Annotated in this window: 20 protein-coding genes; 15 read left to right on the plus strand and 5 right to left on the minus strand. The window is 42.9% G+C overall.

The window, feature by feature from the left end:
- Positions 1-11 precede the first annotated feature (11 nt).
- The 12 genes from B9Y89_RS06830 (at position 12) to B9Y89_RS06885 (ending at position 12,569) form a co-directional block, all read left to right on the plus strand.
- Positions 12-734, plus strand: coding sequence for a ThuA domain-containing protein (locus B9Y89_RS06830; RefSeq protein ID WP_085522489.1), 723 nt, complete (start codon positions 12-14; stop codon positions 732-734).
- A gap of 32 nt (positions 735-766) precedes the next feature.
- The gene (locus B9Y89_RS06835) at positions 767-1,789 is read left to right on the plus strand and encodes a Gfo/Idh/MocA family protein (RefSeq protein ID WP_085522490.1); all 1,023 of its coding nucleotides are present in this window, start codon (positions 767-769) and stop codon (positions 1,787-1,789) included.
- Between the two features lie 34 nt (positions 1,790-1,823).
- Positions 1,824-2,792 (plus strand): sugar phosphate isomerase/epimerase family protein, encoded by a 969-nt coding sequence (locus B9Y89_RS06840; protein WP_085522491.1) that lies wholly within the window; start codon positions 1,824-1,826, stop codon positions 2,790-2,792.
- A 15-nt stretch (positions 2,793-2,807) separates the two neighbouring features.
- Positions 2,808-3,812 (plus strand): Gfo/Idh/MocA family protein, encoded by a 1,005-nt coding sequence (locus tag B9Y89_RS06845; protein WP_085522492.1) that lies wholly within the window; start codon positions 2,808-2,810, stop codon positions 3,810-3,812.
- A 159-nt stretch (positions 3,813-3,971) separates the two neighbouring features.
- Positions 3,972-5,102 carry a M20 peptidase aminoacylase family protein gene (locus tag B9Y89_RS06850; RefSeq protein ID WP_085522493.1) on the plus strand — a complete coding sequence of 377 codons (1,131 nt, stop codon included), beginning with the start codon at positions 3,972-3,974 and terminating at the stop codon, positions 5,100-5,102.
- Positions 5,103-5,106: 4 nt separating this feature from the next.
- Positions 5,107-5,928 carry a GNAT family N-acetyltransferase gene (locus B9Y89_RS06855; RefSeq protein ID WP_085522494.1) on the plus strand — a complete coding sequence of 274 codons (822 nt, stop codon included), beginning with the start codon at positions 5,107-5,109 and terminating at the stop codon, positions 5,926-5,928.
- Positions 5,929-5,944: 16 nt separating this feature from the next.
- Positions 5,945-7,081 carry an o-succinylbenzoate synthase gene (gene menC, locus B9Y89_RS06860; protein ID WP_085522495.1) on the plus strand — a complete coding sequence of 379 codons (1,137 nt, stop codon included), beginning with the start codon at positions 5,945-5,947 and terminating at the stop codon, positions 7,079-7,081.
- A 24-nt stretch (positions 7,082-7,105) separates the two neighbouring features.
- Positions 7,106-8,254 (plus strand): YkvI family membrane protein, encoded by a 1,149-nt coding sequence (locus B9Y89_RS06865; protein WP_085522496.1) that lies wholly within the window; start codon positions 7,106-7,108, stop codon positions 8,252-8,254.
- A gap of 176 nt (positions 8,255-8,430) precedes the next feature.
- On the plus strand, positions 8,431-9,189 hold the full coding sequence (locus B9Y89_RS06870) for an IclR family transcriptional regulator (RefSeq protein WP_085522497.1): 759 nt from the start codon (positions 8,431-8,433) through the stop codon (positions 9,187-9,189).
- A gap of 24 nt (positions 9,190-9,213) precedes the next feature.
- Entirely contained in the window at positions 9,214-10,362 is a 1,149-nt protein-coding gene (dgoD, locus tag B9Y89_RS06875) for a galactonate dehydratase (RefSeq protein ID WP_085522498.1), read from the plus strand.
- Positions 10,363-10,404: 42 nt separating this feature from the next.
- Positions 10,405-11,751, plus strand: coding sequence for a GntT/GntP/DsdX family permease (locus tag B9Y89_RS06880; RefSeq protein ID WP_085522499.1), 1,347 nt, complete (start codon positions 10,405-10,407; stop codon positions 11,749-11,751).
- An 83-nt stretch (positions 11,752-11,834) separates the two neighbouring features.
- Positions 11,835-12,569 carry a YwaF family protein gene (locus B9Y89_RS06885; RefSeq protein ID WP_176222135.1) on the plus strand — a complete coding sequence of 245 codons (735 nt, stop codon included), beginning with the start codon at positions 11,835-11,837 and terminating at the stop codon, positions 12,567-12,569.
- Positions 12,570-12,658: 89 nt separating this feature from the next.
- On the opposite strand, the gene B9Y89_RS06890 is transcribed toward B9Y89_RS06885, so the two are convergent.
- Positions 12,659-12,868, minus strand: a complete 210-nt coding sequence (locus B9Y89_RS06890; RefSeq protein WP_085522500.1) for a hypothetical protein — start codon at positions 12,866-12,868, stop codon at positions 12,659-12,661.
- A 240-nt stretch (positions 12,869-13,108) separates the two neighbouring features.
- Between B9Y89_RS06890 and B9Y89_RS06895 the strand changes: the two genes are divergently transcribed.
- The gene (locus B9Y89_RS06895; protein WP_254901202.1) at positions 13,109-14,329 is read left to right on the plus strand and encodes an MFS transporter; all 1,221 of its coding nucleotides are present in this window, start codon (positions 13,109-13,111) and stop codon (positions 14,327-14,329) included.
- Between the two features lie 226 nt (positions 14,330-14,555).
- On the opposite strand, the gene B9Y89_RS06900 is transcribed toward B9Y89_RS06895, so the two are convergent.
- The gene (locus tag B9Y89_RS06900) at positions 14,556-14,843 is read right to left on the minus strand and encodes a DUF3817 domain-containing protein (protein ID WP_085522502.1); all 288 of its coding nucleotides are present in this window, start codon (positions 14,841-14,843) and stop codon (positions 14,556-14,558) included.
- A gap of 122 nt (positions 14,844-14,965) precedes the next feature.
- Positions 14,966-15,919 (minus strand): magnesium/cobalt transporter CorA, encoded by a 954-nt coding sequence (gene corA / locus B9Y89_RS06905; protein ID WP_085522503.1) that lies wholly within the window; start codon positions 15,917-15,919, stop codon positions 14,966-14,968.
- 365 nt (positions 15,920-16,284) lie between these two features.
- Between corA and rsgA the strand changes: the two genes are divergently transcribed.
- Positions 16,285-17,355, plus strand: coding sequence for a ribosome small subunit-dependent GTPase A (gene rsgA, locus B9Y89_RS06910; protein WP_176222157.1), 1,071 nt, complete (start codon positions 16,285-16,287; stop codon positions 17,353-17,355).
- 157 nt (positions 17,356-17,512) lie between these two features.
- Here rsgA and B9Y89_RS06915 read toward each other — a convergent pair whose 3' ends face one another.
- Positions 17,513-18,727 carry a GNAT family N-acetyltransferase gene (locus tag B9Y89_RS06915; protein ID WP_085522504.1) on the minus strand — a complete coding sequence of 405 codons (1,215 nt, stop codon included), beginning with the start codon at positions 18,725-18,727 and terminating at the stop codon, positions 17,513-17,515.
- A gap of 145 nt (positions 18,728-18,872) precedes the next feature.
- On the opposite strand from B9Y89_RS06915, the gene B9Y89_RS19000 reads away from it, so the two are divergent.
- The gene (locus B9Y89_RS19000; protein WP_176222136.1) at positions 18,873-19,034 is read left to right on the plus strand and encodes a hypothetical protein; all 162 of its coding nucleotides are present in this window, start codon (positions 18,873-18,875) and stop codon (positions 19,032-19,034) included.
- Between the two features lie 64 nt (positions 19,035-19,098).
- Here the strand turns inward: B9Y89_RS19000 and B9Y89_RS06920 are convergent, their stop codons facing one another.
- The gene (locus tag B9Y89_RS06920; RefSeq protein ID WP_085522505.1) at positions 19,099-20,547 is read right to left on the minus strand and encodes a SulP family inorganic anion transporter; all 1,449 of its coding nucleotides are present in this window, start codon (positions 20,545-20,547) and stop codon (positions 19,099-19,101) included.
- Positions 20,548-20,888: the final 341 nt, after the last annotated feature.

The following is a 20,888-nucleotide window of genomic DNA, read 5'->3' on the forward strand; positions in this document are numbered from 1 at the left end:
AGAGTTATAGAATGAACATTACAGTATGGAATGAAAATCGTCATGAACAATCGAATCCAAAAGTTAGAGAGGTTTATCCTGAAGGCATTCATGGTGCGATAGCGGGCTTTTTGAAGGAAGCAGGATTTGGTGTTCGGACGGCGACACTTGATGAGCCGGAGCATGGTTTGACAGATGACGTATTGAGTCTGACTGACGTTTTGATATGGTGGGGACATCAAGCGCATGATGATGTCCATGATGATGTTGTCGCTAAAGTTCAGCAGCGCGTACTTGATGGCATGGGATTGATTGTCTTGCATTCCGGTCATTTTTCAAAGATTTTCCGGACATTAATGGGGACGTCTTGTGACTTAAAATGGCGTGAAGCTGATGAAAAGGAACGGATGTGGGTCGTTAATCCAAGTCATCCGATTGTTGACGGCATCGGGGAAACCATTGAATTAGATAAAGAAGAGATGTATGGCGAACACTTTGATATTCCGGTCCCTGATGAGTTGGTATTTGTCAGTTGGTTTGAAGGTGGCGAGGTCTTCCGCAGTGGGTGCACTTATAGACGTGGTTTAGGAAAAGTTTTTTACTTCCGGCCGGGTCATGAAACATATCCGACGTACCATCATTCGGAAATTCAAAGCGTGATCACCAATGCGGTTCGCTGGGCAGAGCCAACGACACGTCCACAACCGATTCGCGGGAACGCCAAGCCATTAGAAACAATTGCTGAGAAGGAATAGTTGAAGATATACAGAGAAGGAGATGGTGATCCATGCAATTAAATATAGGTGTTGTCGGAAACGGAAGCATAGCTAAACATCGTCACTTACCAGAATATCACGCCAATGAGCAGGTGAATATTGTTGCTGTTTGTGATGTTATTGAAGAACGGGCCGCCGCTATGGCTGAGAACTATGGTGCTAAGGCCTACACGGACTACAAAAAGCTACTAGCTGATAACAACGTTGATGCTGTTAGTATTTGCTTGCCCAATTATTTGCATGCACCAGTTACGATTGATGCTTTAAACGCCGGTAAGCATGTGCTCTGTGAAAAACCGATGGCAACGTCGGAGCAAGAAGCCCATGATATGATGCAAGCAGCCGAAAAGAACGGTAAAAAGCTCATGATTGCCCATAATCAACGGTTTGTGCCATCTCATGTTACAGCGAAACGGCTTATTGAAAACGGTGATATAGGTAAGGTATATAGCTTTCGGACCACCTTTGGCCATGGTGGCCCTGAAGATTGGAGTATTGACGGTAAGGAGAGTTGGTTTTTCAATAAACATGAGGCTTTTATCGGTGCCATGGGTGACCTGGGCGTGCACAAATCGGATTTGATTCGGAATTTGCTCGGTCAAGAAGTCATTGAAGTTTCAGCGATGGTGGAAACGAGCGCCAAGTCCAATACCAATGTTGATGATAATGCTGTTTGCGTGCTCAAAATGGAAAACGGCGTTATCGGGACTTTAACAGCCAGCTGGTCCTATGTGTCCCGAGAAGACAATTCGACTATTATTTATGGGGAAAAAGGCATTATACGGCTTGAGGATGATCCAGATTATTCGTTGATTGTTCAATATAAAGATGGTGAAACCGTCAATTATCAGTTAGGACAAATTCAATTCAATGATAACGATGGGCAATCGGATTCCCATGTCATTGAGCAATTTGTTGATTACGTGTTGAATGGGGGACCATCGCCCGTGTCAGGAGATGAAGGTAAGAAGTCACTTGAAGTGATTCTAGCTGCCTTAAAGTCCAATGAAACGAAACAATTTGTGCAAATTTAGTTAATTCCCAATCAATGTGAAAGGTTGTGAAACTATGAAACTAGGTGTATTCACTGTTTTATTTTCCGATAAAAGCTTTGAGGAGATGCTTGACCATGTGAAGGCTGCTGGCCTTGATGCTGTAGAAATCGGCACAGGTGGCAATCCTGGCGAAGCTCATTGTCCCCTCGATGAATTACTTGAAAGTGAAGACAAACGAAAGAAGTACCTTGACGCTGTACATTCCAGAGGATTGACCATCAGTGCGTTCAGTTGTCATGCCAATCCCATCTCACCTGATCCCAATTATGCTAAGGAATCGCATGAAACTTTCGTTAAAACGGTTCAATTGGCTGAACTTCTGGGTGTTACCGTCGTTAATTGTTTTTCAGGAACAGCAGGTGACCATGAAGGGGCGAAATATCCGAATTGGCCAGTGTCCCCTTGGCCCAATGAATATAGTGAAGTGCTCAAATGGCAATGGGAAGAAAAACTCGTTCCCTACTGGAAGAAATGGGGACAATACGCTAAGGATCATAATGTCAAAATTGGACTCGAACTCCATGGCGGATTTTTAGTCCATACGCCGTACACGATATTAAAGTTACGCGAGGAAACTTGTGATGCTGTCGGTGCGAATCTTGATCCAAGTCACTTATGGTGGCAAGGGATTGAACCTGTGGGTGCGATTAAGATTTTAGGTCAAGCTGGTGCGCTTCATCACTTCCACGCGAAAGATACTTACATTGATCAAGATAATGTGAATATGTATGGTTTAACGGATATGCAGCCATACGACAAGGTGCAGACAAGGGCTTGGACGTTCAGATCCGTCGGCTGCGGACATAGTGTTCAGGAATGGTCTGATATGATGAGCGCACTAAGAACTTATGGCTATGATTATGCCGTGAGTATTGAACATGAGGATCCACTGATGTCCATTGATGAAGGATTCAATCGTGCTGTCAATAACTTGCAATCCGTATTAATCAGGGATAAACCTGCCGATATGTGGTGGGTCTAGTAAGGGGGAAATGACGTGATTCGTATAGCTTTACTAAGTCGATGGCATGTTCACGCCGGAGATTATGCTCAACAAGCCCAAGATCATCCGGATCTTTCCATTGAAATGGTTTGGGATGAGGATCCAGCTCGTGGCAAAGCATGGGCCGGGGAGCTAGGGGTGCGCTTTGAAGCAGATTTAAATCACGTGCTAACGGATCCCAATATTGATGCTGTGATCGTTGATACGCCGACCAATATGCATAAAGATGTCATCGTTCAGGCAGCAGCCAGTGGCAAGCACATTTTCACGGAAAAAGTGTTAGGTTTGACGGTTGAAGACTGCGAGACCATTTTTCGGACCGTTGAAGCATCGGGGGTCCAACTCATGTTATCCCTGCCCCGGTTAACGGAAAATTATTATTTATATGCTCAGGATATCGTTGATCGGAACATGCTCGGTCAATTGAGCATGATTCGTTGCCGGGTCGCACATAATGGTGCTGTGCCATCCAATGAACATCCGGGCGGCTGGCTGCCTGAGCGTTTTTTTGATAAAGAAACCTGTGGTGGCGGGGCTTTGATTGATCTGGGTGCCCATCCAATTTATTTAACGAATCGGCTGGCAGGACTTCCAAAAGCCGTGACCGCCCGTCTATCATCTGTTTTTGCTTCTGAAGTGGATGACAACGCAATGGTTTTACTTGACTATCAGTCCGGCACTCTTGGAACGATTGAGACCAGTTTCATTTCCAATGGTAGCCCCTTTCAACTGGAATTGTATGGAACCGGGGGAACGCTGCTTATTGAAGATGACAACGTGCGATTAAAAAGTGATTATATGGAAACTGATGATTGGTATACGCCTGATCATCTGCCTGAATCTCTGCCTATGCCGATGGAACAATGGGTTCGTGCAATTAAAAGGGGTTCAGCACCATCGATTACGAAGGATGACATGTATCAATTGACGGTCATGAATCAGGCCGCTGCCCGGTCTCACCAAATGGGGAAGCAAATTTTCATAGAGGATATGAAATAGACCAGAGGAGTAGTGAAGTCGACCCTGAGCAACATTTTTGCTTAGGGTTTTGTTTTTGTGATGCTATAGTTTTATTATAAGAATACTTACAGGCAAAATATTGCGAAAATTTAATGTTTGTGTTTTAATTTTTATACCATCCTTTTAAAGAAGAGAAAGGTGATCTCCGTGAACCATACGTTAAAAAACCCTATTTTAGATTTATTTCATCATTTTCATAGTCATCCGGAAACAAGCTGGCATGAGGTCGAAACGACGGCATACATTACGAATCTATTAAAAGAAAACGGATGCCGTGTCAGGACATTTGCTGATTGCACAGGTGTTGTCGGTGACATCGGTGCAGGTGAGCCGGTTGTTGCTATTCGGGCGGATATGGATGCATTATGGCAGGAGGTTGATGGTGACTTCCAGGGCAATCATTCTTGCGGTCACGATGCCCATATGGCCGTGGTGCTTGGGACTTTGTTGACCATTAAACAGAGCGATCAGCCATTGAACGGAACAGTACGGTTTATTTTTCAGCCTGCTGAGGAAAAGGGGACCGGCGCTCTGAAAATGGTTGACGAACAGGTTGTCGATGATGTGGATTATCTTTATGGCGTTCATTTACGCCCCATTCAAGAAATCCCTCATGGGACGGCTTCTCCATCGCTTTATCATGGTGCTGCACGATTTATTTCCGGGAAAATAAAAGGTGAAGATGCTCATGGTGCTCGTCCGCATTTAAATACCAATGCCATTGATATAGGGGCGGCGCTTGTTAATCGGGTTAATAGCATACATCAGGATCCGATGATCCCTCACTCAGCGAAGCTCACATCCTTTCATGCGGGTGGAGAAAGTGCGAACATTATTCCCGGTTCAGCGCAGTTCAGTATTGACTTGCGGGCGCAGTCGAATGAGGTAATGGAAGGATTGACTGCCCAATTGGAAAAAAGTGTGCGCACACTTGAAGAAGACTATGGTGTCACTATTGAGTTGCAAAGGCAAGCTGACGTTGCCGCGGCGGTTGTTCACCCGGAAGCACAAAGCTTAATGGAAAAGACCATTATCAGTGTATTAGGATCAGAACAGTATCGAGCGCCGCTTGTCACAACCGGTGGCGATGATTTTCATTTTTACACGATCAAGCGTCCAGAATTAAAGGCAACCATGCTCGGATTGGGGTGTGATCTTGAGCCGGGTTTGCATCATCCACATATGTCATTTAATCATGAAGCGATTTTGAATGGTGTCGATATTTTGACAGACGTCATTCTACGAACGCTTAATAAGGAAAGGGATTAGAACAATGCGACATTCCATTGATATTCAAAGACTCACAAAATTAGATGACATACAAGACATACAAACGATTGAAGCGGATGTTTGGAATATGAATCCCATACCGATTCACCAAACGTATACCGTGGCTCAAAACGGCGGAATCATCCTTGGCGCTTATGATCAGAATAGATTAGTCGGATTCCTATATAGTTTTCCAGGTTTTAAAAATGGTCACCCTTATCTTTGTTCGCATATGTTAGGGATCCATCCGGATTATCAGATGACCGGTCTTGGTGAACGAATGAAGCTTAGGCAGAAGGAAGAAGCGATTAACATGGGTTATGAGCTCATAACATGGACATTTGATCCGCTTGAAAGTGTGAATGGCTATTTAAATCTTCATAAACTATGCAGTATAGGGGCCGTTTATTTAAAAAATCACTATGGAGAGATGAACGATAAGTTAAACAAAGGTTTGCCCACGGATCGTTTTTTAATTGAATGGTGGCTCAAAAGTGATTACCTGAAGAAACAGCGAAGCGAAACTTCTTCTGCTGCTAGCCCTCTTCTTGAGACGGAACTGAACCGGGACGCGCAGCCATTCATTTATCGCGATCTGATCGAAACATTTGATTCAAGTGTTGAAGCGTGGCTTGTTCCCATTCCCAATCAGTTTCAATCGATCAAAAAAAGTCATGCCGAATTGGCGCGGGATTGGCGTCTGAAAACAAGGACCGCCTTTCAGCTTCTCTTGGCTAACGGTTTTGTTGCTGTGGATTTCGTTCGGCAAAAGCAATCTAAAACAAGCTATTATATTTTTAAAAAGCGTCAGCAGTTATCACTTTAGATAAGGAGGGGATCGGATGAGTTCTATAGAATCATTGATACCCGTAGAGAAAGTCATTTTACATAAACTACAAATGAAGCTAAAAAATCCGTTTTCAACCAGTTTTGGGACGTTTACGGACAAAACGTTCTTCATTATTGAAGCGATAGATCCTGACGGAAACCAAGGCTTCGGTGAATCTGTGGCTTTTGACAGTCCTTGGTATAGCGAGGAGACTGTGAAAACCACTGAACATATGCTTGAAGATTTTTTGATTCCATTACTATTCGAGCAACCGGTAGCGCATCCCGACCAACTCATGGAGCGTTTCTCAACGATTCGTGGTAATCGGATGGCTAAAGCAGCGATTGAAGGTGCGATTTGGGATCTCTATGCTAAACGGGAACAGCTTCCCCTTTATAAAGCACTAGGCGGCGACAAGACTAGCATAGATGTTGGTATAAGTATTGGTGTCCAGCCTTCAATTGAGGCACTTCTAAACACAATCGAAACCCATGTGGCGGAAGGGTTCAAGCGGATAAAGATCAAGATAAAGCCGGGGTGGGATGTTGATGTTTTAAAAGAGGTTAGGAGGCAATTTCCCGAAATTGCATTAATGGCTGATGCGAACTCAGCATATACTCTACATGATACCAAACATTTGCAACAGTTAGACAATTTGGACTTGATGATGATTGAGCAACCACTGGCCCATGATGACATCATTGACCATGCCCGGATGCAGGCTGCGCTTGATACACCAATTTGTTTAGATGAAAGTATTCATTCTCTCCAAGATGCAAAGAAAGCTGTTGATTTGGGTAGCTGCCAAATCATAAATATTAAAATCGGACGCGTCGGGGGGCTTACTGAGTCGAAAAAAATCCATGATTATTGCCGCGATCACAGTATTCCCGTTTGGTGTGGCGGTATGCTCGAAGCAGGTGTCGGGAGGGCTCATAATATTGCATTAACAACGCTCAATCAATTTATTTTACCTGGTGATACGGCTGGTTCTTCAAGGTATTGGGAAAAGGATATTATTAAGCCTGAAGTGGTTGTGAACGATGGTGTGATTCAAGTTCCGGATCAACCGGGCATTGGTTATCATATCGATCGCGAGGCAATGGAGGCTTATACGGTTTCTAAGAAGGTCCTTACAGATCAAAAGTAGGATTTTTTAAGGGGGGAGATGTGTATGAATCGTTTGTTTGACGGGGCATTTGGAAGGTATCTCGTGCCAGGGATCGTTCTCCAATCGGTTTTAATCGGAGGAGGGTACGCAACTGGCCGTGAAATTGTGGAATATGGAGCTAAGTATGGGGCCCTAGGCTGGATCGGTGGTCTGACCATCTTCATTGGTTTTACGATTATGGCCATCCTCACTTTTGAATTAGCTCGAATGTTCCAAGCCTATGATTATCGAAGTCTTATGAAACGCTTGATTGGTCCGTTTTGGGTGTTATATGACATTATTTATTTACTTTTAGCGATTTTAATCATTTCCATTATGGCTTCAGCGACCGGTGAAATTTTAGAGAATACACTGGGGCTCAATTACTGGGTCGGTGTGATTGGCGTGGCGGCGATTGTCGGTGTTCTTAACTTTTATGGCAAAGGTTTAATCGAGAAATTCAAAACTTTCGGGACAGCCGCACTCTTTATTGGTTATATTATTTTTGGGATACTTGTTATTTCAACGACTTGGGATCAAGCAAAAGAGGTGTTGTCATCTGGTGATACAAGCTATATGAGCGGAGAGGTTAGTCTCTTAAGTGTGTTATGGAGCGGTATTTTATATGTTGGTTATAACCTTGCCGTTTATCCAGCTACATTATTTACTATTAAAAGACAGAAGGCGAGAAAAGAAAGTGTGATTTCTGGCATCATTGCTGGTGTGCTCATGACCATTCCCTGGTTCTTAACGTATATTAGTATTCTAGGTTTCTATCCGTCAGAGAACGTCTTAGGAGCATCCGTTCCATGGTTAGAAATGCTTAATGGTTATTCCTATTGGGTTATTATTTTATTTGGTATTGTTGTCGGTTGGACGTTAATCGAAACGTCATCGGGCATGATCCATGCTTTCCTTGACCGTATCAACCAGCACATCGTAGAAAAAAGGCATCGCCAATTAACAAAACCTCAACAAGCGTTGGTTGCGATGGGAGCACTCGCTCTATCCGTTATCTTAGCCCGGGTCGGTGTTATCAACTTGATTTCCAAAGGTTATACATGGATGGGTTACGGCATGATCATTGTCTATGCGTTACCGATGTTAACGTTGGGGGTGCGGTATATATTTAAAAAGCAGTCAAAGCATAATTCGATGACCAAAGAAATGTAAGTAATCTTTATAAAGGCTTTTGCGATGTCCCATTAGACGACATTGTAAGAGCTTTTTTTGCGTCTTTTTTTAAATAATCATTGAAACGCTTACAGTTATCTATTAAAATACATATGTGAAAACGAATTCACAGATATGATTTTGAAATCACATACATAAATAAAGGAGGGTGACAGATGGCAGTAAAGTCAGCGGTACGGGTATTAGATATGTTCGAATTGCTTGTTCATTATCCCGAAGGATTGACGATGAATGACATTGCTGAGCGTCTGTCCTTACCGCAGAGCAGCACCTTTCATTTAGTTCGGACGTTGGCTGATTATCATTATTTAATTCAAACAGATTTGAAAACGTTTAAATTAGGACCAAAGTTAATCCAAGTTGGAACCAAAGCTTTGGAATCCATCGATATTAATGCGGAAGCTGGGCCTGAGCTTCGCCGGTTGATGGAGACGGTGGAAGAAACGGTTTTTATGGCCGTCCTTCTTGATCGGGAGCTGGTTTACATTTCTAAGGTTGACAATCATCGTTCCGTTAGGACAAGTGCACAAATTGGTGCACGGAAGCCACTATATTGTACAGGGCTAGGGAAAGCCTTCCTTGCCTATTTACCGGACGACATTAGAGAAGACATGATCTCGGAGTCTGGTCAGCCTGCTGTCACGCCTAACACGATCACAGATGCCTATGAATTGAAGACTCAGCTGATGCAATACCGGCAGCAAGGGTATGCGATTGATGACGAGGAGAGTGAAGAAGGTCTTTATTGTTTGGCAGCGCCTGTCTTCAATGTTGAGGGACGCATGGAAGCGGCAATCAGTGTTGCCGGGCCCAAGGACAGAGTTTTTTCCAGAAAGGCATCGATTGTCAATGAACTCAAGTCAACGGCTGAGGCGATATCTTACAAATTAGGTTATGAGACGATACATTCTTGATGATTAATGAGGAGGCTTTATTATATGAAGATCACACATTTTGAACTTTATCAGGTCCCCCCGCGTTGGCTGTTTCTCAAAATTGAGACAGATGAAGGCATTACGGGTTGGGGCGAGCCGATTGTTGAAGGCCGTGCTCATACAGTAAAAGCATGTGTTGATGAATTGATGGATTATTTAATTGGAAAAGATCCTAGGTATATTGAAGACCACTTTCAAGTGTTATACCGCAGCGGTTTTTACCGTGGGGGGCCCGTGCTCATGAGTGCGATATCCGGCATTGAACAGGCTCTTTGGGATATCAAAGGCAAGTATCATGATATGCCTGTATACGAAATGCTCGGAGGTGCAGCCCGTGATAAGATTCGTGTCTATTCCTGGATTGGCGGTGACCGTCCACAAGATGTGGGCGCAGCAGCAAAAGAAAAAGCTGACGCTGGGTTCACAGCCATTAAAATGAATGGCACAGAAGAGATCGACTATATTGATAGTTATTCAAAAGTTGAAGCGGCTGTTTCCCGTGTGGCCGCAATTCGGGAAGCGACTGGGAATGACTTCGGGATTGGCATTGATTTTCATGGGCGCGTCCATAAGGCAATGGCCAAAACGTTAGTTAAAGAGCTTGAACCTTATCGGCCGATGTTCATTGAGGAACCTGTCTTAGTTGAAAACATGGAAGCATTTAAAGAGATTGCTAATCATACAACAACGCCTATTGCCACGGGTGAGCGTAATTATACACGTTGGGGCTTTAAGCAAATGCTCATCGATGGCCATGTTGATATTATTCAGCCCGATTTATCCCATACAGGTGGTATTTTAGAAGCAAAAAAAATTGCTGCTATGGCCGAGACTTTCGATGTTGCTGTGGCGCCACATGCACCGCTTGGGCCGATTAATCTAGCAGCTTCATTGCAAGTCGATGCCTGTACGCCGAACTGTATAATTCAGGAGCAAAGTCTAGGGATCCATTACAACCAAGGCAGTGACTTACTAGATTATTTGGAAGATCCGACTGTGTTTAAATATACTGATGGATTTGTAGAAATGCCGAAAGGACCCGGCCTTGGCATAACAATTAATGAGGACCGCGTTAAGGCTGCGGTAGAGGAAGATCACCGGTGGAAAAATCCAATTTGGCGCCATGAAGATGGCACTATTGCTGAATGGTAGTCTGGCATAGTCATTAATGATTCAATATTTAGGAGGAACATCATGTCTTCAACAGCACTCGTATTAATTGCCGCATTTGGGATTGCCTTGCTGCTTTTCCTTGTTATGCGGACGAAATTACAAGCGTTTTTTGCCCTAATCGTTGTCAGTTATATCGTTGGACTTCTATCGGGGATGAACACATCGGAAATTCTTAAGGCTGTACAGGATGGTATGGGTGGTACTGTTGGTGAGATTGCCGTTATTATCGGTATAGGTGCCATGTTTGGCGAGGTGTTAAAAGTATCCGGCGGTGCTGAGCGATTGGCGCTCACTCTTATGAAAAAATTCGGTGAAAAACGCGTACACTGGGCCCTTATGTTAACCGGTTTTATTATTTCCATTCCCGTCTTTCTCGATGTTGCTTTTGTTATCTTAGTGCCGATTTTATATAGTATGGCGCAAAGGACTAAAAAATCCTTGCTATACTTTGGTATTCCATTGCTAGCGGGTCTAGCCGTTACGCACAGTTTTGTGCCGCCAACGCCAGGGCCGATTGCCGTAGCTTCCTTGCTAGAGGCAAACATTGGTTGGGTGATTCTCTTCGGTCTATGTGCGGGTATTCCAGCTGCCATTTTAGCTGGTCCGGTATTCGGTAGATATATTGCCAAAAAAATTCATGTTAAAGTCCCTGAAGTTATGTTAGAACAAATGCCGGAACAAAAAGATGAAAAGGAACTTCCGAGCTTTGGTATGATCGTGTTTCTCGTGCTCATTCCACTCATTCTCATTTTAACGAATACACTTTCAACAGCTGTTTTAGAAGAAGGCAACAATGTTCGGGCTGTTTTTGAATTTATCGGTAACCCGGGTGTTGCTCTAACGATTACCGCCTTGCTAACTTTTTATTTATTGGGGACCCGCCGTGGTTACTCGAAGGAAGACCTCCAACAAATTGCGTCGAAGGCATTGGAACCAGCCGGCGTGATCATTTTGATTACGGGTGCCGGCGGCGTTTTCGGGCAAATGTTAGTGGAAACCGGTGTCGGTGATATTTTGGCGAATGCTATGGCGGACCTGAACATGCCAATCATTGTGTTTGCTTTTATTGTAGCAGCAGTTGTCCGGATTGCCCAAGGTTCGGCAACAGTATCTATGGTAACGGCTGGAAGCTTGATTCATCCTATGATTGAATCCCTCGGTATTGGCGGGCCGATGCTAGGTCTTCTTGTGATTGCAATTGCATCAGGTGCAACGATTGCGTCTCACGTTAATGACTCTGGTTTTTGGATGGTCAACCGCTTCTTTGGCTTATCTGAAAAAGATACCCTACGTTCATGGACGATGATGGAGACGATCATTGCGCTTGTCGGATTTGTAGTTACCCTGATTATCAGTCTGATTATTTAACAATTGGGGTCAGGCCCCCGCTGCTTTTAAGCAATGGGGGCCTGATCCTTTCTGTATGGTATCATTGGTTCGGGGTGATGGATATGTCGGAATGGTTTTATAATCCACAGGTTGAATTTGATATGTTTGGTTCCGCTCATATAGTAACCATCGGGACGGTTGCGTTACTCGTTATTGCGTTTTACTTATTTCGAAAAAAGCTATTACCCTATCGTGAGGGCATCCGCATCACCATTGGCTGGGCAATGATTGGTACCCGGTTGGCCCTGGACATCTGGTATTTGGCAACGGGTCAATGGCATTACGAGTTTGCCTTGCCGCTTGAGCTCTGTAGTATTTCCTTGATATTGGGCGGTATTATGTTGTTGACTAAGAACAGGGTATTATTTGAAATCATCTATTTTATTGCTATTGGTGGGGCTATTCAGGCAGTCATGACACCTTTTTTAAATTATGGATTTCCACAATTTCGTTATATGCAATTTTTCTTCGCCCATTTATTGGTGTTGATAGCACCACTTATTATGACCTGGCTGTACCAATATAAGATCACATGGCAATCACTATTGAAGTCTTTTATCGCAGTGAATGGCATTGCGCTTGTTAATTTTGTCATCGATGCCTGGTTGAATGTTAATTATATGTATTTGGCAGGGAAACCTGATTCATCTAGTATGTTGGATATTCTTGGGCCTTATCCTTATTATATTTTGTCTTTGGAGGCCGTGGCTTTATTGATCTTCAGTTTGTTGTATTTGCCGTTTGGGTTGGTATCTATATGGCAAAAAAACCAGCGGTCTTCCGCTGGTAATCGTTAAGCGACAGTTAAAAAGGTTTATGAACCCTCCAGGTGAAATATAATCACCAAAATTCAAGTCAACCATTCCAATGAGTCGTTTTTATCCTGTTAATGTTCTTCTGATCTTTGTATCTGTTGTCTGACTGTCTCAACATCAGTATTGCTAAGAAACTGTGTATCTTGCCCACCCGTTGTCCGGGCAATATATTCCATGGCCTCATTATATGACATTCCTGAATCATCATTCTGACGCTTGACTTTATCGATAGCTGTCCCAGCTTCGGTTACGTTCGATTTGCTATGCTCATGTTGTTTCATTTGAATCATCTCCTTTTGTCCGTTATTGTTATCTGCTTGTATTCGTTTTAACCACGCATGAACGATATCATTGAAGGAAATTGGGTTTTGACATATTCGGACAATATCGGTATAATTAAAAGGTTGATTATAAAATGTGCTTTACCTAATGATATATTTTTAGATTCAATAGGAACCACCTCTCTTTATGTGACAGACAGGAGAGGGGTTTATTTTTGAGAAATGGAAAGAGGTGAGTGTATGTCAGCTAACACAAAGCAAGCCCCACTTTGGACGAAATCATTTTTTATGCTAATATTTGCAAACTGGTTTGTGTTCATGGGATTCCAAATGTTAATCCCAACATTTCCGCCTTATATTCAATCTTTAGGCGCATCGAGTCTAGAAATTGGCCTAGTCACGACGCTTTTCTCAGTTGGTGCTGTGTTTGCCCGCCCATTTATCGGCTATCTGTTGTCATTTAATAAAAGACGACCAATGGTCTTACTGGGTGTAGCGACGCTTTTGGTGCTAACCATCCTTTATCCTGTGACTCAAATCATTTTTATCTTTCTTTTGTTTCGTCTCGTTCATGGTTTGGCATGGGGATGGACGTCAACATCGAACGGAACCGCCGCAGTTGACCTTGTTCCGAATTCTAGGATCGGTGAAGGCATGGGTTATTATGGATTATCAGTAACCTTATCCTTAGCAATTGCCCCGAGTTTGGGGATTTATGTGTATCAACAGTTTAATTTTAACTGGGTGATTGTCATATCGACGCTTCTCTGTGTAACGTCATTCATTCTCATGTCGCGCGTTCGTTTTCAAACACCTGAGGCCATTAAACAAACAGAGCGTAAGGATGTTCATTTCTCCTACTTTGGATCTTTAATAGAAAAAAGAAGTTGGTACCCAGCGTTGATCACCTTACTAACGACATTTGCTTATGGATCTATTGTTACGTATATTGTGATTTTTGCCCAAGAGCGTGGTCTCGAGCATATTTTTCTTTTCTATTTGTTTAACGCGACATTTGCATCAGTGTCTCGGCCATTCTCTGGAAAATGGTTTGACCGCCATGGACCAAAAGCGATGGTTTCCGTGTGTGCCATCTTTGCATTCGCGGCTCTGTGGGTACTGTCGTTCGCAACATCAGATATTTACATCATTATTGCCGGCATATTATTCGGGATTGGTTATGGATCCATGCTGCCTTCATTGCAAGCGTGGATTTTGTCCAAAACAACAACCGAACGTCGCGGTGTCGCCAACGGAATGTACTTCTCGTGCATTGATGGCGGTATTGGTTTGAGCGCGATTGTGTTCGGCTTTATTTCAACGTTTGTGTCTTACGGCGCTCTTTTTCAGATTGCGAGCTTTTGCTTTGTTGCGGTTTCATTATTGACGGTATTGGCTAAATCAGACAATAAGCAGGGTCAAAAACCGAATCACACAAAAAAAGTTGCAGCCAATGAATAGTGAAAAGAGGCTGGGATAAATTTAAAACAGGATACTCAAGAGCCGAACAATTAGATATAAAAGCAAATTCTAAGCGTCGTCAAAATATGTAGACGCCCGCGGCAAGCGAAGTATTTTGATAAAGCGATGACAGGAATGGCGATTTTCAACAAATAATCCGAACTGATTAAAACAAGTTCGGATTATTCTGTGACTAAAATACTTTTTGTCCCAGCTTTATTATACTCTAATTGTTTACAAACTTCGCATCGAAAATAAACGGGCCAAACGGGATCACAGATGCTAATGCGGCTAACAATGTTTTAATTATCCGCCAACGGTAGACAACTGTCATAATGAGGGCTCCAAGGATATATAGAATAAACAGGCCGCCGTGAAGGCCCCCCACAATGGTGACGACCATATGATAGTCAAAGATATACTTTAAAGGCATGGCGATACACAGTAATACTAAGTAGGACACACCTTCTGCATAGCCGATCATGCGGAATATGCCTGGAAGGTTTTTTGACATGTCATCATCTCCTATGAGACTGATTTTACAGCTATTATAACAACGGCTGCTCGGCGATAGAGAGATGAAAATAACGTTTTTGTGACAAGTCATGACTAGTAGTCATCTGGATGTCCTTTGTATTAGTCAAACCAACCTTTCTTCCGGAACCAAATGAACAAACCGGCCCCGACTATAAGCATCAGTCCAAGAATGATAAAGTAGCCATAATCCCATGTAAGTTCGGGCATATATTGAAAATTCATACCGTAAACACCGGCAATAAAGGTTAGTGGACTGAAAATAACGGTAATCACGGTCAATACCATCATTGTCCGGTTTTGCTGAAAAGAGTTGACTGAAAGATGGCTATCACGGATATCTGCGGTCATTTCCCGGTTGGATTGGATCATGTCCGTTAGTTTTAAAAGGTGGTCGTGGATATCGGCAAAATACTCTCGCCGTTCGTGGACCCCTGGCAAATGGGTTGAATTTAACATCCGGTATAGTAAGTCACGCATGGGATTGATGGTCTGTCGAATATTCAATAAATCCTTCCTCGTATCAAATAATTGTTCCATTAATACTTGCATCGGTTCCTCATCCGTGTTTTCGTCAATTTTATTTAAGTGGTCTTCGATTTCATACAGTAATGGAAAATAATTATCGACCATTTTATCCAGAATTTCATAGACAATATAGTACTCATCCCATCTCTGTTCTCTGTCTGCCGTATTCTCAATCCGCTGCCATACATTGTTGATTTCTGTTGTTGCCTTTTTATGAAAGGTAACAATAAAATTGTCGCCTAAAAACATATCAATTTCGTGCTTGTCTAAATGACCCTTCTCAATAGCATGGGTAGCAATGAAAAAAAATTGATCATAATAATCTAATTTTGGACGTTCAAGGGTTTTAACACTGTCTTCAATGGCCAATGGGTGAAAATGAAAGAAGGTCTCCAACTGCAAGATTTCCGCTTCAGTTGGCTGATTAAAATCGACCCAATAACGGTCAATATCTGGGTCATTTAAGCGCGTTAGGGAAGCGTCTGTTTCCAAACGTCCGTTAGTTGTTACAATCAGTGTTCGTATCATGGTCTCACCTCACATCCTACAATAACTTCATGCCAAGGCAAAGGTCTCTCAATGACGTCGGCGTTAACTGTCGTCCCCATTGTAAGCGATAATGTTATTAAATGCGACGTTATAGCACAATGAAAGGGTTTACTTTTAGTGACATTTAATCTATACTACGATTAACAATGAAACGAAAGGGTGATGTGTTATGACACAAGTGAACATCATGTTTGAAGTTGCCGTTAATTTCATAGCACAGCCCGCCGGACGAATTTTATAGTTTTTCATTTCCATTGATGATTGTTTATAGGTGAAATGGATGACCCGTGGGCTGTGCCAGTTGCTCAGGGGTTTTTTGTGTTTTACAAAATCATTTAATGGAGATGTTTGTATTGAATTTGAATAAATTAGGATGGCATACAGATTTTGAAGAGGCATTTACAGGTTATAGAAAAGAAGGTTTAACCGTCGGACGGGTTGCCTTGGAGCATAAAGGAAGTTACCAAGTTTTTGCCGAATATGGCTCGTTACGGGCTGAAATTTCAGGGAAGTACCACTATCAAGCTGAGACGCGGGAGGATTTCCCGGCTGTCGGTGATTGGGTGGTGATTTCGCTAAGGCCTGAAATGAATCAAGCCATGATCCACGCTGTTCTTTCGAGGAAGAGTAAGTTTTCAAGAAAGTCGGCGGGTGTGAAGAGTGATGAGCAAATTGTCGCAGCGAACGTTGATACGGTCTTTCTCGTCATGGCTTTAAACCATGATTTTAATATTCGCAGAATCGAGCGTTATCTTGTCATGGCATGGGAAAGTGGCGCCAATCCTGTGATCATTCTAAGTAAAGCAGATCTTTGTGACGATACAGATGAAAAAGTCAGCGACGTTGAGTCAGTGGCGTTGGGTGTCCCGATTCATGTCATCAGTGTGGTGGATGAAACAGGCTTCGATGGACTAACTCAATACTTGGATGAAGGGCAAACCATCGCTTTATTAGGTTCTTCAGGTGTTGGAAAATCAACATTGATTAATCATCTTTACGGTGAAGCTGTTCAACATGTACAGGATACCCGCCTAGGGGACGATAAAGGTCGACATACAACGACCCATCGGGAAATGATCCTTTTGCCAAGTGGAGGGGTTCTCATTGACACACCCGGCATGCGTGAACTGCAATTGTGGGATTCAATAGATGGTATTGATCACAGTTTTTCTGATATAGAAGCGCTCGCACGTGAATGCAAGTTCAATGATTGCCGCCACGACTCGGAGCCTGGCTGTGCGGTGAAAGCAGCGATTAAGGATGGTCAATTGGATCAAGGACGTTATGACAGTTATGTAAAATTACAAAGGGAACTTGCCTTTTTACAGAGAAAGAATGATAAGAAAGCGCAATTAGAAGAAAAGAAAAAGTGGAAGAAGATCGCCGGTGACCGGACGAGGTTCCATCGAAGATAAGATATTGAACAGCGTTGCTCAAAGACGAGCAACGCTGTTTTTTATCAGGGCTCTTTCTAAGAGATTGTTGCCTATTTTAAATAGACCTATGAAAGCTAAAGGTCGAAAATCAACCTCTCCTCTCAAATAGCAACAAAGTTTACGAAAATAGCCTTTATCAAAAAGCCGTCATACACATTGGTTTCTTCGTAGCTGGAAAGATCGCTTGGATTACAGCATAGGCCTCTGGATCAGATAGTTCCACGAGCCCTATTTGATAGAGATTCTGGAAGGATGCGGTTCCCATCATAAGGGAGGAAAATTCGCTAATACCTATCTTCATTGCAAAATCATAGGATTGTTCGCTGCGGCTTACTTCGATACCTTCTGGAGATGTTGTGACCCAATAATCCCCATGAACGTCTGTCATAAACGGATCGTTAATGGTCAGCTTAAATCGAGTATCGGTAAGGTTGGCGTGTTGCTGTCCATAAGATTCAAGCACCATTTTAATATTAAGCACGCGGTACATGGGGCCAACACCAGCTATGTAAGATTCGTGATAATCGGCGATAAAGCCATCCGTCATGTGGTGGTACCCATTTTCCGGATGATCTAAAAGAAAATAAAACGCTTCGTCAGTAGTATTCAACACGATTCGGTCAACTTGGTCACGTTGATCGTACAGAAACCGCGAGAGTGCTTTTAACTCGGCAGGTGATTCATAGACGAACTCATGGATAAGCAGCTGATCGTTTTGAAAGGAATATATGAGATAGCCCGTTAATCGACCAGAGTACGACCGGTATCCAATAATGGACCAAGCGTTGTAACTGCGATTTAGTTCACTTTCGAATTTTGGACGATAGAACAAACCATGATTGTGTGCAGCAAAACGATTATAACAATCCATTATGTTGGGCTTATCGCTATCTGTTAAGTGGACAAGGTAGGCTTTTGATCCATGACTTGGAAAAGCCTCTGGTTTGACGTGGTATTGTCTCACTTCAGTGCCTGTGCCAAACCCCATCTGTTTATAAAAGTGTGTATTGAAGGGGTGAAGCATTGCCCATGCAGCGTTTTGTTGACGGTAGTATTCAATAAAGAATTGGACAAGGTCACGAGCGACTTTCTCCTTCTTATGCAAAAGATCAACGGCCAGCAAACCGAGCCCACCGGTAGGCATGTATTGTCCATAAACATTCATGTCAAAGTCAAATAACCTCATCCCACCAAGTAGCTGATCATTTTCATACAATCCGTACAAGTGCTGATTGGGATGGACTTTGAGCGTCGGCCACTTCATCACGTTTAAATCTGGAAAAGCGAGCTGAGCGATTCGTTGATACTGCATGGTTGCCTGCTGACTTTGTATTTCCTTAACTACTCTCATCAATGACCCTCCCTGGATGATTTATTATAGCGTAAGTCGGGCATATTGTATAAGGGGCAAAATAGAATTTTAAAAGGTATTTACATGAGAAGGTATAAGGATTATCATAAAAAGAAAGCGGTTACAAAGGTTGGGTGATTGTTCAATGATCATGGAATCTCAATACCGACGTCAAGCCATGCAAGCACTTAAAGGTGCCGAATTTGCGAATGAAGGCAGGCAAAAGCCTAAGGTTAGGCGTAGACATAATCGTATTCATCACTTTTTCACTGTGTTTTTTTCAATAACAAGGATAAACGGTCAGTGATGTTTACATCAGAAGATATAAAAAGCCCCCCGCTCTTAACAAGGAGGGGGCTTAACATTGCCGTTTAGTGACCCGTCGACGAGAGGCCAATTTGATTCACAATCGATTGACTTTCTTCGTTAAGACCAATGATATGGACGGTTTTTCCGGCTTTTTGGTATTTAGCAATGACTTTGGCAATCGCCGTGACGGCTGAGTGATCCCAGACATGGGAATGGCTGAAGTCAATGGTGACCACTTCAGGATCTGCTTTAACTTCAAATAAATCAATAAAGTGACTCATTGTGCCAAAAAACAGCTGTCCAGATATCGTGTAGACTTTAACGTCGTCTTGGTAGCTGTTTGTTGCTTTGATCTTGGCCATTTTCCAACCGAAAATCAAGGCACTTACAATCACACCGGCAATGACACCTTTAGATAGATCGTGAGTGGAGACAACAACGGCGACGGTCAGAATCATAACCAATGCATCTGAGCGCGGCATTCTCCACAAGTCACGTAAGGACTGCCAGTCAAATGTGCCAATGGACACCATGAACATCACACCGACAAGCGCAGCCATCGGAATTTGTGTCACAACATCACCAAGGATCATAATCAGAAATAGTAAGAAGACACCGGCCACCAAAGCTGACAGTCGTCCGTTGCCGCCTGATTTAACATTAATGACGGATTGTCCAATCATGGCACAACCAGCCATACCGCCGAAAAATCCAGTCGCAACATTAGCGATGCCTTGTCCTTTTATTTCTCGATTTTTATCACTCTTGGTTTCGGTCATTTCATCAACGATGGTTGACGTGAGTAGGGTCTCAGTCATACCAATGATGGCCAAAGTAATTGAATAAGGTAAAACGGTCATGAAAGTGTGAAATGATACATCAATGTTAGGCAAATGAAAAGTTGGAAGGGACTGCGTTATGTTGCCCATATCACCGACGGTTTTTAATTCAAGGCCAAATGAAATGGTAATGATCGTCATAATGATGATGGCAATCAATGGCGCGGGAACGGCTGTTGTGAGTCGAGGTAACAAGTAAATAATTGCTAAGGTTCCTGCAACCATGGCGTACATCATCCAGGATTGTCCTTCAAAATGTGGCAGCTGGGCCATGAAAATCAGAATCGCTAAGGCATTGACAAATCCAATAATGACCGTTTGTGGTAGAAAAGTAATAAGACGGCCGAGTTTTAACGCACCCATAATCAATTGAATAATGCCGGTTAAAATGGTGGCTGCGAATAAATATTCAAGACCGTGATCGGCGACAAGTGTGACCATTAACAAAGCCATTGCTCCCGTGGCACCTGAAATCATACCCGGACGTCCGCCCGTGAAGGCAATGACAACGGCGATACAGAAAGATGCATAGAGTCCTACCATCGGGTCAACACCGGCGATGATCGAGAAGGCAATGGCCTCGGGAATCAGAGCAAGTGCCACGGTCATTCCAGCTAAGACATCCCCGCGAATATTGGAAAACCATTGTTGTTTAATTGTTGCTAGATTCAAAGACTGTACCTCCTTTTAAAATAGTTAATTATATATAAAGCAAAACTAAGCTTGATATTTTTTATTCAGACCAAAACATCATAACATGATAATGTCAAAACACCAAAAATGATGTAAGCGTATATCATCCCCTAATTGCTTCACTATTCTCTAATATGGTCGTGGTATCTATGCAATCTTTATAATGAGTCATGAAGGTCAAATGGATATATTCCTAAAAATGGATAAGAGCGCAATAAACGGTCTAAAGAGCGCAATTCCTTGTAGAAAGGCCGCAATTCCACGTAAAAATAGCGCAATTCTCATTCAACTCGCCGCAATAACTCTGTATGTAAAAATTT

It is taken from the genome of Tuberibacillus sp. Marseille-P3662 (assembly GCF_900178005.1).
Lineage (GTDB): Bacteria > Bacillota > Bacilli > Bacillales > Sporolactobacillaceae > Marseille-P3662.